The organism is Planctobacterium sp. AWM4_229, assembly GCF_056160305.1.
This window is the reverse complement of record NZ_JBSWWX010000002.1, coordinates 272,669-285,306: the sequence shown is the minus strand read 5'-3', so window position 1 is coordinate 285,306 and position 12,638 is coordinate 272,669. Positions and strand designations below refer to the sequence as shown.

The window sequence follows — 12,638 nt, the reverse complement described above, 5'->3', positions numbered from 1 at the left end:
TATTGTGGTTCTGAACTCTGTTCAGTTATAGTTTTCTCGTCACAGCATACCACCGCTCATCACTAAACGGGAACGATTAACCCTTTCTGACTGGTTCTTGATTTTGCATTCAGTCATTTTGCATCCGTTCGTTAATTTTGTAATGGGACTAAGGCATGCAACAAGAACAAGCTAATGATCACGTTTTATCAGAGCGTCAATTATTATCTGAACGTCGCTACGATATCGACGCCGTCCGGGTATTGGCATTTGCACTGTTAATATTTTATCACATCGGTATGTTTTACGTGCAAGACTGGGGTTGGCACATTAAAAGTGCTTATCAATACGCCTGGTTGCAGGACGTAATGGGCTTTTTCAATCAATGGCGCATGGCATTGTTATTTACTATTTCCGGTATGGCTACCGCCATTATCATGCATAAACAACAACCCGGCTTTATCGCACAGCGCATGAAAAAGCTGGGCGTGCCACTGGTGTTTGGTATGTTGGTGGTTGTTGTGCCGCAAGCCTACTTTGAAGCCAAAGCTAATGGGGCGTTTGAAGGTGGCTTTCTGCAGTTTTGGTTGGCCTATCTTAGCTTACAGAGCTGGCCCGAGGGCGCCTTTGCTGGCAGCGATCCGGGTTTAACCTGGAATCATCTATGGTATCTGCCTTACATCATGTTTTACACCTTGGTACTGTACGGAGTTAGGGCGCTTTTGCGAAGAGTAAACCTCACATTGTTTCAAAAGTTAGGAAAACCACATGTAGGTTTTTGGATAGCGGCGTTTGTCATTGTGCTCATGCTTTGCGGTACCTTCATCTATCCATTATTCCCTTATCGCTCGCATGCGTTGACCGATGACTGGTATACCCACAGTTTGTTTTTTAGCTTTTTCGTTTTTGGTTATTTGTTGATTCGCAGTGATTCTGTGTGGGAGCAGATGAAAAAACACAAGTTACGGTTTTTATTGGTTGCTATCGCAGCGTATATCGCCATGAGAATTGTTAACGCTTTGATGACTGAGGATAGTTCGTTTTTGATGAGTTCTTTGCAGTTGTTTTGCCTGTACCTTAATCGGGTGATGTGGATCATGACGATTCTGGCCTATGCTTACAGCTACTTAAACAAGCCTGCTAAATGGTTATCTTATGGTAACAGTGCTGTGTTTAGTTGGTATATTTTACACCAGACGATTATTGTAGTTTTTGGGGCCTGGCTGTCGCCATTTACTTTGGGAGGCCCCTTGGAATTTACGCTTGTATTCTTGGGAACAGTGCTTTCCTGTTTAGCACTGCATCATTATGTGATTAGGCCTTTGCCGTTGTTACATCCAGTATTTGGTGTAACAGGCAAGCACGATAAGACCCAGCAAAGTCAACAATTGCAGGTAATAAGAGACCATTAGCTTTGCTCCTGTATATCTACTTCGTCGGCCGCTAATAATTTAATTTTTAGCGGTCGAAGTAGGCCTTCACTGATCATGGTGGCGTATAGCAGCGGTAACAGGTTTACCGAGAAGCCAGCAATGGCACCTTTGTCAAAGCCAGCTATTTGATTGCTGGCCACTTGGGTAATGGCGATACAGCCGATTAAAAACACTATGGCTCCCGCACCATAACAAAACTGGATCTGACTTTGATATGTTTGGGCCAGTTGTCTTGCTGCCTGACCACCAATAATATCTTGCGTAAAGATATAGCGAATTCCCTTCATGGCAGTCCAGAGCCTGTCCATATCGTATGCAAGTAGTGTCATGGCAAGGGTAAACAGAACAACAAACAAAACATTGGGGATGTTGATGAAATCCGTAAAACTGGCGTTCATCACCATCATGCCAACAACAATTAGTTTCACCAGTAAGACAGCAGCAAGTGCTTTCATAATCATTTCTCCAGACCAGTTCGCTTCCACTTGTGTGGGCTGTGCGGTTATAGATGACAAAGGAACGTCCAGTGCTGCCAACAGCGATAAATAAGATTCGTTCGACGCATTGCCGGTTTTTTCGATGCGTTGAATGGTTCGCAAGGAAAGCCCACTGGCAGTGGCAAGCACTTCCTGAGACCAGTTTTTTTGCATTCGAACGGATTTGAGTTTTTCACCACTGAGTCGCATTTTAATTTCCTTTGGGTTGCCAGGAGATTGTTAGCCCCACAGAAACTATAGGCCAGAAATTCCCTACGACAAAAGGGTGACACAGGCCAGTAATATTAGTGGCCCGCAGTCATTTAATAGGTTTTCACTTTAAAAAACAGGTGCTTTTGTCGATAAGTGAAGTTTTAGTTGGTAGACAGGTTAAAAAAGAAGGAACAGGAGCGGGCTATCTTTTTCAGAATTTGCTTGTCTTCTTCAGACCAATGTACTTGGCGACCCACACTTTCACAACAAAGAATACCCTGTGGTTCAAAATCTCGGTGCAAAATGTAATCCAGCAAAGACTGAATATTCAGAGGGATAAAGTAGCCTTCATTGAAGCATTTTGTATCGGGATGGGTGGCAGCATTGGGGGCATCAACAAATTCTCGATTCAGGATGGCATCAAAATAAACGCCGAAATTTTCTCTGCGCAATGTGATCTGTTCACACCATGATTTAGAGGTCGCATCAAAACAGATTAAGGAGCTGATTTGTGATTTTGATTCGTTGAAAAGCCACAGGCTCACACGGTCAGCACCTGGAATGAGTTTATGTACAGTCGCACAGACCATCTCCAGTTTTTGTTGACCGGATAAATCAGGATTGGTCAGGCAAGTATTGAGTTTAAATAAGGGATCCATATCACCACTCATTGCGCATTCTGGTAACAACGCCGAAGCTTCAATTTTAGCTCACAATTATGAATTTTGTAGTCTGCCCAATATTGGAAATAGCCAGTTGTTATCTGTTTAAGCACTGGCTATGCTGGAGCATTAACAGGATATACCCAAACTACCTCAAGATACTTGACTTCAGCGGGAGAATAAATGGATTTAGGCAAGGTAAATTGGAGAAGGCATGGTTGTTCTCACGTCGATACAATTTAACGCAGCATAAATGCTTTTAGGCCCCGCCCTTCGGGAGCCTCACAGCGCTTCCATTACTGTGTTGCACTTGTTTGAAAGGTAGCCGACATTCCTTCTCAAGTGCGCCTTGTACTGAAAGCGCTGTGATAGCTCTGAAGCAGGCATCTTGAGGTAGCTTGGGTATAAATAACAATTTTCGGAGAAACCCGGTGGGTATAGAGCAGGATATATTAGGGGCCATTGATGCTATTTTTAGTCTCGAACAGGTCTCTGAGCAGGATAAAGGCACATTAGCGGTTATTCATCGAGAGGTTAAAAAGCTTACGCCAGAGCAAAAAAAAGCACTGTGTGATCACTTACTTTACTCAGCATTGCCCAATGATAACCTGATCCCTATGTGGTTCTTCCTTTATGATTGTTTTGAAGATATTACATTCTTAGAAAAACTTGTGCCCTGTTTGCCAGAGACACCATCGGTTGCCTGGTTTTATGAGTTTTATTGCAATGTGTCCCATCGCTTGTTTCGTCGCAGTGGTGGTAGTGAGCTACTACAAACGGCAATGCGTCAGTGCTTTTATCGTTTAGCTGCACAGAGCAAGCGTTTTTTATCCAGCCGCGGCTTACTCCATAAACAAATCAATTTTTCGGCACCCAAAAACATCGCAATTGTGGTGCCTCAATTAATGCATCTGCGTCATTCTCCCACCAGAGAGGCCTTCAATATTGCTTTGCACTTGATGCATCAGCACGGATGCAATGTGCAGATCATCAATACTAACGCAATGAATTACGGCAACTGCAATCAGCTTAAGTTGCTTATGCCGGCAAACTACGAGGTGAACGAAACCTTGCAAGGACAGCAGCAAATCCCCGTCAAATATATGCAATTCGATTCAAAAGTGAATGTTGTTAGCTTTGATGCCGGCCCAATGAGTAGTCAAAAAGTCGCTAATATCGCCAGTACTTTGCAGCAACTGGAAGTGGAAGCTGTGGTGGCTCATGGTGAAAATCTGTTAGTGATGGAATGTCTATATCAGATTTATCCTTCTCTATTCGCTACCACAGGGGCGGTGGTGCCTTTTAATCATTGTGATGCCTATTTTATTCCGGGAAATCTATTTAACGATTCCACAAAAAAGCTGGCCGCCCAATATGGCCATGAGAATTTTATGCTGGAAAGCATGTTGGTAACGCCTGAAGGACAAGCTGAACAGGCGGCAGCAAAATCCCAATTCAGTATCGACGATGAAGCATTCTTGTATCTGGTGGTGGGTACGCGCCTGACTGGCGAACTGGACGGTGAATTCATTGAGGTTTGCCGCACATTATTAGCACAACAACCCAAAGCGCGTGTTCTCTTTGCGGGCACACCCGAACTGGAACTTGAGCATTGGTTTGATGAGCAAACCATCACAGCAAAGCGTGTGCTGAACCTCGGATTTCAGCAAGATTTGGCCGCTATCAGTGCCATGTGTGATGTTTATCTGAACCCCAAAAGGGCGGGGGGAGGTACCAGCTCACAAACCGCGATACTCAACAACCTGCCGGTAGTAACGCTTGATCACGGCCATATTAGCGCTGTTGTGCCTGAGGCAAAACGTCAAAAAGATTGGCAGGATTATCTGGAATACGCTGGACGATTAGCCACTGATGCTGAGTTTCTTACTGCAGAACAGCAACTTTTCATGGCGCACTTTTATGAGCACCTCGACTCAGGCAAACAAATTGAGCGCATGTATCACAAGTTGTGTGAAGTCAGTGAGTTGTTTGAATAAGGGCCGTTTGGTTTTGTAACCTCAAACCATTAACCGCGCTTAAAACCCTGAATTGGGTTGTTGCAGAAAGGCCAGCTCCTCCTCTGTGGATTCACGGCCCAGAATTTCATTTCTGTGCGGGTATCGGCCAAAACGGTCGATAATGCCCTTGTGTTTGAGCTCAAAATCCAGATTCTTTTCATCTCCGGCTGCACTGAAAAGCGTCACCGCTTGTTCGTGTATCACTTGGGATTCGCTGTGCATGTAAGGCATGTATAAAAAACAGCGCTGAACTTTAGATAACTGCTCATCAAAGCCTTTGGAAATGGCGAATTGAGCCAACGCCAAGGCCAAAGGATCACTGGCAAAGGAAGTGGGTTGATCCCGATAAATATTACGGGAAAACTGATCCAGAACAATCACTTCCGCCAGAGAACCTTGTGCCGAGTCTCGCCAGTGAGCTAACTCACCAGCAAAGGCTTGTTTGTGTAGCGCGCCGAATCTCGACCGAACCATAGCGTCAAAGCGTGCTTCTTTTTGCCACCACTGTTCTGGGGTGATTTCAGTAAACCAAAAATCAATAACTTGATTGTGCATTGTAACTATAATTTTGTTCCGAACTCAGTGAATATTAGCTCAATGTGATATTAAATGGATGATTGGCAAACATTGCTGACATTTTAATGATTGCGTTTTTGTCGGACTGACTTATGTTAGTGGTATACGCCATACACTTGACTGGGGATAGCATGTTAACGCTGAGTGAAAAATTATTGCTATTGGCACTGCACGATGAAAAGGGCAGTGTCGTTATGTCAGCATCACAAGCATTGCCCTATGGCTTAGCCGGTGCCTTGTTGCTGGAACTCTATTTAGTCGGTCGCATTGATATCTCAGACAAAAGCATTCGCCTTGTGGACCGCAGCCAAACCCAAGATGGGCTGTTAGATGAAGTATTGGCGTTATTGGCTGACTCTAACCAATCCCAAAACGCTAAATACTGGTTAAAGCAAATTCATGGCAAAGTAAAAGGCATTCAAGCTCGACTGGCTGAGCAGCTCGTGCAAAAAAAGGTGCTAGCCAAAGAAGAACGCAGCTTTTTATGGCTTATCAATTACAATCGCTACCCCACTATGGATGTTGAACCAGAGCAGAATATCCGCAGCCACATCAAAGGCGTGGTTTTAGGTGGCCGCGCAGCAAGAGAAGAAGATCTCGCTCTTATCAGCCTGATAAAAGCTTGTGATCTTACTGGCGAAGTATTTGAAAAAGCGGATCGCAAACAAGCGAAGACCCGAATCGACTCTCTCACCAAAGAGCAAAAAATCAGTGGCGCAGTCTCACAAATTGTAGAAGAAATCACCGCTGCTCTGGTGGTTATCATGGCTGCCACGACAGTGGCAACGACGGTGTCTTGATATAACACCAGACCACTGGATTCAAATTCCTTTTTTAATTGGAGCAACAACTCATCCTCGTAACAAGTTGCAAACTGACATTTTAATCAAATTTTCTTAACCCCTTTCTCCTTTACCAAGCGTTATGTAGCAAAAAGGAGAAGCCTATGACATCAAACATACAAAATTCGCTGCCCTTCAATGGGGCAAACCCACAGTTATTGTATCGCAGCGCCAAACTGAGTGGCTTGTTATTGATTGCATCTGGCATTACCCTGGCCCTGTTCTGGATGATGTCACAATTGATTGCCCAGTCTGATGTAGAGGTTATTGAGCCCACCGCCTATATTCCAATTACAGCCGTGCTAGATGAACCTGAAGAGATGCAGGTAACGGAAAAAACATTGCCGCCAAAACCTGAACCCATCGAACCGCCCAGGTTACTGCCTGACAATCTGGAGCCAGATACGTCAAACAATGATTTAAGTGGTATTGGTGGTGGGTTTACTATTGCCGGCCCACAAATAGAAACCCAGGCGAATACCAGCCTTAGTGTTTCGGGTGGAGAGGCGCGGCCGATAGTCCGTATTTCGCCGCAGTACCCGGTTGCTGCCGCACGGGATGGTATTGAGGGATGGGTGGTTCTATCTTTTTCCATCAATGAAACCGGAGGCGTAGAAGATGTCGAGGTACTGGATGCTGAGCCTAAGCGTATATTCAATCGCGAGGCGACCCGGGCCCTGCGCAAATGGAAATATCGTCCGAAAATTGTTGATGGTAAACCGGTAAAACAGAGTAATATTACCGTACAACTTGATTTCAAGTTAGAGCAATAGGAACGGTAATTTATGAGTTTGGTGTTAGCACTTAAAAACTTGCTACCCACAAAGGCGAATAATGAAGCCTTGATGGAACAATATCGGTTGACGCAGGACGCAAGATTGATGGAGCAGCTTTATCGCGCCTGTGGCAAAGATCTATATCATTTTTTGCTAACCCAAACCGAGCCACAACAGGCCCAGGAAATCTGTCAATTGAGCTGGTTAAGAGTGATAGAACGGCGCAATAGTTATCGCAGCACCGGCAGTTTTAAGGGATGGTTGTTTGCCATTGCGCGCAATTTGCTGATTGATGAGTTACGCAAGAGCAATCGCTGGCAAACAGACTCCGATGTGGAGCTAAGCGCAGATGATTCGAGCGAAGCTGCTGGCGACGATAAAGAGGCCTTGTCGGCCAATTTAGACGAGGCATTGCGGCATTTACCCTTCCACCAAAGAGAAGCCATTGCGCTGCAACTTGAAGGCTTTTGTCTGCAGGAAATTGCTGAGATAACTCAATGCGAGGTTGAAGCCATCAAAAGTCGTTTAAGGTACGGAAAGTCTAAGTTAAAAACACTCTGGAGGCAGGACAATGTCTGAATCTCAGAAAGATTTTGAAAGCCGTTTGCAGCAACAATACCAACGGCAAAAACAAAGTGCACAGCCACCAGAAAGTATCAAACGCTATGTTTTGGCTAAAGCCCGACGGGCTGACAAATCTCCCGGCTCCGGACTACAGAAGCTACCCATGTTAGCACTCGCTGCCTCATTGCTGGTACTGGCCTGGTTGGTATTGTTGCCCGAGCAGCAATTAAAACAAGAAACTCAATTTACCTTTATTGATTATCACGGACTTGATGCTGAAAGCTCAGGGAACGTCGATAGTGCACCGGCCATTCAACGACGCTTTGAATACAATGCAGCGCAACAGCGTTATGCCTATCAAAGCCAATTGGGTAACGCTGAGCGCAAAGTCGCGCGTTTATCAATCCGGCAGGATGGTTCGTGGCAATTGGCCACCTGTGAACAAAATGCGTTGCTGATATCTAAAGAATTAGTGGCGGTATTGCAAAAGCAGCAGCGCTTGCCTGCGGTGTTCCAACCCGAAGCGCCGATGGAAGTGTTGTTTGCCAATGACGGCAAAATCCTGCAAATCAATCAAACTGAAGCGCCGCTGTTGTGTGATTAATGTGTCTGCTTAATCAATGCAGTTTCAGGCTAAAGCCATTGCCATATCGATGCGGTCCGCACCCGGCGCAAAGCCGTCTTTAATGGTTTGTTGGATTTGGAAGTTGAATCTTTGGTAATAAGCTACGGTATCAGGGGCGGTGCAAAGGATCACTGATTCAATCTCTGGATTGAGCCTGATACGGGCCAGTCGCTCTTTTAGCAGCTCGGTGCCGAAGCCTTGCCGCTGGTAGGTGGAGTGGATCATGCCCCAACACAAATCTGCGCTGTGGTCCTTTTGATGATAAGCATAACCACCGCAGCCGATGAGGCCGTGTTTTTGGTGATGTAGCAGCAAATAAGGCCCTGGAAGATCTAATAAAAAAGCCTCGAAGTCCTGGCGTTCAGCTGGATGAAAAGCATCAGGGCAATTACTGTCAAAAAGCGCCATGCAGGCGTCGTAATCGACAGAGTGATAGTCATTAAAAAACAGCTGGCTCATTACCTGAGGTTACCAAACAATTGCTTGTCGGACTCAGTGGCGCTTTCCTGGCACTCACCGCGGATCTCTACCGAGCCAAATTGATTGTAATTGCCTAAAATAAAATATCCCTGGCGACAGTAGCCGCTAGTTTGCAGTTTGTATTCCAGGGCTTCTATTGCTTGCTCTTCTTGCTCTAAAGCCATCTCGCTGCGCAAGCTACTCATACTCGGACGTTGACCTTGTTGGCCACCTGATGAACGCATGCCCTGCATTTGTCGGTCAACTTTCACCGGACGAGATTTGAAATTAGCGATATAAACGAACAGTTTGGCATCGTTTTCTTTGATGTCAGTTAAAAACGATTCATTAGTGATGTTTTTGGAGCGGCTTGGTCCCGTGGCGCAAGCCGACAACAACGCAATCGCTGCAATGATTAACCCTATTCGATGTGGCAAAACCGATCTCCAAAGCCGTATAGCAACAGTGTATTTTCAAAAAATAACCTATTGCGCACTGAAAATCTAAACTTTCCACCATCTTCTTAATGCAACGATACTCACCAGGATAACGATGGCCCACAGAGGAGTGCTGCCGCCATGCTCAGTGGTGATCACCACCTGGCCACCTGAACCGTGATTGTGTTCGTACTCGCTGCTTTCCAGTGGCAATAAAAACAGATCATTGTCACTAGTGTGATCATACGAATCTTGTAGCTCGTTGTAGTCCACGTCATAGATTTCTATTAACAAGTCGTATTCTTTAGGTACAAATCCTTCTATCAGGCGTGTTGATAAGGTGATCTCATCGCTACTACTGTTGGCGTCGATATGAAAATCAGAAGTGGTATATATCTCTCTAAAGATTGTATCGTCTCCCAGGAAAATTCGAGCATAGACGTCGGCATGTGACAAGTTGGTATCCACATCAAAACTGAGTTCAATCCCGGTGTAATAACTGTCGTGATCCCGATCTGTGTGCAAGCTCACCCAGGCGTCATAAACCCAGATGCTATGGTCACTGGATCTGGCGGCCACTTGCGCAGCGGATTTCGACTGGGCAACTTGCGCTTGTTTTTCTGAAACCGCATTGTTTGTGGATTTTGCCACGGAGGACTTTTCTACCTTTGTGGCGTTTTTCTTGCTGGTTTCTACAGATTCAGTGCGCCATTGCGGCGCATCCTTCTGTTCAGCAAAACTTAAATGTGAGGTGAAACAAAACAGCATTAGCGAGACAAAAGTTACAGGCTTCATAGCAGGCTCCTCGAATTAACTACTACTGAGTTTGTGTCCGAAAGCATGAATGAACCGTGAACTTTAACTGAAAGCTGGCACCGCTTTATAGCCCGTCTAAATCACTATCAGTTAACTCTGGTAGCCTTTATCACTGAATCTAATGTCCAGCTGAGACCTTCATCCCGGCTTTTGTACATATCCCAGGTAAAGCTTTCTGCAGTGATGTCTTTAAAGCGAATTTTTGACAAAAATTCACCTTGTGCATCTTGATTGCGTACCTGAATCTGCATGTGATCCCCGTGCCAATTGCCGAAGAAGTTAGGATAGTGGCCACCCTGGGCACTCAAGAATGCCAAATCCCAACGCTGTTTCTGAGGTACCCAGGTGCGTAAAGTGGTACCGGAAAAAGCCACTTTCTCGCCCTGATACATAGTGAAATCATCCTGAACCATTTTGCCATTAAAGGTGTATCTTGCAGACCACTCACAAGGATATGAATTTTTCTTCTTACCATTTTCAAACGTTTCATAGGTACATTGCCATTGGCCGATCAGAAATTGATATTGCTTTTCGGGAGCAGGGCTTGCAGCGAGCGAGAATGGAGCATAGCTAAGCAGCGAGATGAGCAGAAGTTTGGTGTAATGTTGCATTGGATAAAGATCAAATTGGTTTAAGTTAAACCGTAGGTTTCACGGTCAGAGAAATTTAATCGACAACTTGCGCCGGGAATCCCCTTACTTTATGTAAGTGTTTGAAAGTTAATGAACTTTATTATTGTGAAGCGCGTTGCCTTGTCTGAATTGACTCGGGGTCAGTTGTGTAAATCGTTTAAAGGCGGTGTTAAAACTAGTTTTATTGTTAAATCCAACACCATAAGCGACAGCTAAAATATTGCTGTATTGAGGATCGTTGCTGGATAATAAACTCTTGGCATGTTCAATGCGTTTACGGTTAATGAATTCGTAAAAATTTTGCTGTAATTGCTCTGACAATACTTGTGATATGTGCTGCTCCGGGACCCGCAGCTTTTGGGCAAGTGCCGATAGTGATAATTCATTTTCCAGGTACAGCTTTTCGCTTTCCACCGTATCTTCCAGGTGTCTGGCTAATGCTTCTGCCATTACCTGGTTAAGACCTGAATTTTGATATCGACTTTTTTGTGAAACATCAAATCGGTCGAAAACTAACTGCGGGTGGCGCATAGCAAATCCTGCAAGGACAAATACGTAAATGGACTCCGACAGCGTAAACAGTGGCATTACCCAATGTTGTTGCATAACGCCTACAAGCAACAGGCAGAGCATCGCAAGGTCAGCAATAAATATCAGGGCAAATCCGTTCAGCAATAACTTCAGCCATTGCCAATAAAGATTCTGACTGCCGGCAAATTGGGACTCGATAAGTTGCTGGCCAACTCGTATTTGCCGGAAAGACAGTAGCAAATAACCAAAAAGTTGGGCGTAGAGCAGCTTTAAATACAGGTGTTGCCAAAGCTGAGCGAGCTGAGTATCACCAAATTGAGATGATATTTGTTGCATGAGCAATACCAGCAATGGATAACAACAGTGTTTACAGGTTCGTGTTAGTGTGATGCGCGCGCTGGAGTGCAGTGCAATACAATACAGGTAAATGAGAGGACCGTAGAGCCAGGGATAAAGCAATTCCAGATATGCAGGCGCAAGCCAGTTTAAGTTTTTGGAATAACCAAAATAGCCGCTCCAAAGTGGTATTAGCGACACCAGGATAAAGCTGGCACATATTCGGTTACTGACGATAAACAAGCGCCGTTTTAATAGCAACAGGAGTAATACCGCACCTACGGCAAAACTAATGAGAAACAAGACCTGGAACAGTTCTTTTAGCAAGCTGGTAACTTCACTGATGAATTTGCATTGATTTTGCTGCCAAAGTTGACGATATTTGCAAGCAAAATTCAACCCCTGAGCCAGTTACTGGTACAGTAAGTATTTAAATAAATAAAGCAAACATGCAAAAGATTACTCGCCAAGAAGCGTTGCGCTATAACCGCCAGATCTCATTAACGGGTGTGGATTTTAAGGGGCAAGAATGCTGGATGAACGCCAAAGTTTTATTGCTGGGAGTGGGGGGGTTAGGTTGTACAGCCGCGCAAAACCTGGTGGGCGCGGGAATAGGTAAACTGATATTAGTGGATGATGACATTGTAGAGCTGAACAATATCCACCGCCAGGTACTGCATCACGAAGACGATGTGGGACGCTTGAAAGTGGAGTCTGCCAAAGAAACCTTGATGACCATTAATTCCCGTTGTGACATAGAAACGGTGGCCCGGCGACTCGATGACCCACAGTTGCAAAATTACATTGAGCAAGTAGACATCGTATTAGATTGCTCTGATAACCTGGAAACCCGAAAGCAAGTGAATCGCTTGTGTTGGCAAGCTGGCACAGCACTCATCTCCGGTGCCGCAATTCGTTTGGAGGGGCAGTTGTTGTGTCTGGTTCCCGGCGCGGAAAATCCGTGTTACGAATGTTTCAGTCGTTTGTTTCCCGAGCAAGAGTTGTCCTGCTCAGAAGCGGGCGTAATGCCGCCTGTGGTGAGTATTGTAGGTGCCATGCAGGCCATGGAAGCATTAAAGCTGCTAATAAATTTAGGCAAGACCCCGGTGGGCAAATTGCTGATGTTCGATTTTCAAGCTAATGAGTGGCGTCAATTTAACCTTGTCAAAAATCCACAATGCTCAGTCTGTGGGGAGTGACAGGTTTTCTGGTTTTTTGGCAGGTAAACAGAATGACCGCAAAAAAGTGCAGTTAATGACTGCT

Annotated in this window: 15 protein-coding genes; 7 read left to right on the top strand and 8 right to left on the bottom strand. The window is 45.1% G+C overall.

Annotation, left to right across the window (positions count from 1 at the left end):
- Positions 1 to 155 precede the first annotated feature (155 nt).
- On the top strand, positions 156 to 1,391 hold the full coding sequence (locus ACXAGP_RS04355; protein WP_475259780.1) for an acyltransferase family protein: 1,236 nt from the start codon (positions 156 to 158) through the stop codon (positions 1,389 to 1,391).
- Here the strand turns inward: ACXAGP_RS04355 and ACXAGP_RS04350 are convergent.
- Positions 1,388 to 2,098: a helix-turn-helix domain-containing protein gene (locus tag ACXAGP_RS04350; RefSeq protein WP_475259778.1), complete on the bottom strand. Its 711-nt coding sequence runs from the start codon at positions 2,096 to 2,098 to the stop codon at positions 1,388 to 1,390. The genes ACXAGP_RS04355 and ACXAGP_RS04350 overlap by 4 nt on opposite strands.
- A 164-nt stretch (positions 2,099 to 2,262) precedes the next feature.
- Positions 2,263 to 2,760, bottom strand: a complete 498-nt coding sequence (locus ACXAGP_RS04345) for a GAF domain-containing protein (protein WP_475259777.1) — start codon at positions 2,758 to 2,760, stop codon at positions 2,263 to 2,265.
- A gap of 434 nt (positions 2,761 to 3,194) precedes the next feature.
- Here ACXAGP_RS04345 and ACXAGP_RS04340 point away from each other — a divergent pair, with 434 nt between their 5' ends.
- Positions 3,195 to 4,760, top strand: a complete 1,566-nt coding sequence (locus ACXAGP_RS04340; RefSeq protein WP_475259775.1) for a glycosyltransferase family 4 protein — start codon at positions 3,195 to 3,197, stop codon at positions 4,758 to 4,760.
- Between the two features lie 39 nt (positions 4,761 to 4,799).
- Here the strand turns inward: ACXAGP_RS04340 and ACXAGP_RS04335 are convergent, their stop codons facing one another.
- Positions 4,800 to 5,336 (bottom strand): DUF924 family protein, encoded by a 537-nt coding sequence (locus tag ACXAGP_RS04335; protein ID WP_475259774.1) that lies wholly within the window; start codon positions 5,334 to 5,336, stop codon positions 4,800 to 4,802.
- A 113-nt stretch (positions 5,337 to 5,449) separates the two neighbouring features.
- On the opposite strand from ACXAGP_RS04335, the gene ACXAGP_RS04330 reads away from it, so the two are divergent.
- From ACXAGP_RS04330 to ACXAGP_RS04315, 4 genes are all read left to right on the top strand, one after another.
- Positions 5,450 to 6,157, top strand: coding sequence for a GOLPH3/VPS74 family protein (locus ACXAGP_RS04330; RefSeq protein ID WP_475259773.1), 708 nt, complete (start codon positions 5,450 to 5,452; stop codon positions 6,155 to 6,157).
- A 269-nt stretch (positions 6,158 to 6,426) separates the two neighbouring features.
- Complete coding sequence (locus ACXAGP_RS04325; RefSeq protein ID WP_475260244.1) at positions 6,427 to 6,972, top strand: energy transducer TonB; 546 nt, start codon at positions 6,427 to 6,429, stop codon at positions 6,970 to 6,972.
- Positions 6,973 to 6,984: 12 nt separating this feature from the next.
- The gene (locus tag ACXAGP_RS04320; protein ID WP_475259772.1) at positions 6,985 to 7,554 is read left to right on the top strand and encodes a sigma-70 family RNA polymerase sigma factor; all 570 of its coding nucleotides are present in this window, start codon (positions 6,985 to 6,987) and stop codon (positions 7,552 to 7,554) included.
- Entirely contained in the window at positions 7,547 to 8,143 is a 597-nt protein-coding gene (locus ACXAGP_RS04315) for a hypothetical protein (protein WP_475259771.1), read from the top strand. The genes ACXAGP_RS04320 and ACXAGP_RS04315 overlap by 8 nt, the downstream gene beginning before the upstream one ends.
- A 24-nt stretch (positions 8,144 to 8,167) precedes the next feature.
- On the opposite strand, the gene ACXAGP_RS04310 is transcribed toward ACXAGP_RS04315, so the two are convergent.
- The 5 genes from ACXAGP_RS04310 to ACXAGP_RS04290 form a co-directional block, all read right to left on the bottom strand.
- The gene (locus ACXAGP_RS04310) at positions 8,168 to 8,623 is read right to left on the bottom strand and encodes a GNAT family N-acetyltransferase (protein ID WP_475259770.1); all 456 of its coding nucleotides are present in this window, start codon (positions 8,621 to 8,623) and stop codon (positions 8,168 to 8,170) included.
- Positions 8,623 to 9,060, bottom strand: coding sequence for a hypothetical protein (locus ACXAGP_RS04305; protein ID WP_475259769.1), 438 nt, complete (start codon positions 9,058 to 9,060; stop codon positions 8,623 to 8,625). The genes ACXAGP_RS04310 and ACXAGP_RS04305 overlap by 1 nt, the downstream gene beginning before the upstream one ends.
- A gap of 66 nt (positions 9,061 to 9,126) precedes the next feature.
- The gene (locus ACXAGP_RS04300) at positions 9,127 to 9,855 is read right to left on the bottom strand and encodes a choice-of-anchor H family protein (RefSeq protein ID WP_475259768.1); all 729 of its coding nucleotides are present in this window, start codon (positions 9,853 to 9,855) and stop codon (positions 9,127 to 9,129) included.
- A gap of 107 nt (positions 9,856 to 9,962) precedes the next feature.
- Entirely contained in the window at positions 9,963 to 10,487 is a 525-nt protein-coding gene (locus tag ACXAGP_RS04295) for a hypothetical protein (protein ID WP_475259767.1), read from the bottom strand.
- Positions 10,488 to 10,595: 108 nt separating this feature from the next.
- A complete protein-coding gene (locus tag ACXAGP_RS04290) occupies positions 10,596 to 11,702 on the bottom strand; it encodes a helix-turn-helix domain-containing protein (protein WP_475259766.1) in 1,107 nt (368 codons plus the stop codon).
- A 122-nt stretch (positions 11,703 to 11,824) separates the two neighbouring features.
- Here ACXAGP_RS04290 and moeB point away from each other — a divergent pair, with 122 nt between their 5' ends.
- The gene (gene moeB, locus ACXAGP_RS04285) at positions 11,825 to 12,574 is read left to right on the top strand and encodes a molybdopterin-synthase adenylyltransferase MoeB (protein WP_475259765.1); all 750 of its coding nucleotides are present in this window, start codon (positions 11,825 to 11,827) and stop codon (positions 12,572 to 12,574) included.
- Positions 12,575 to 12,638 lie beyond the last annotated feature (64 nt).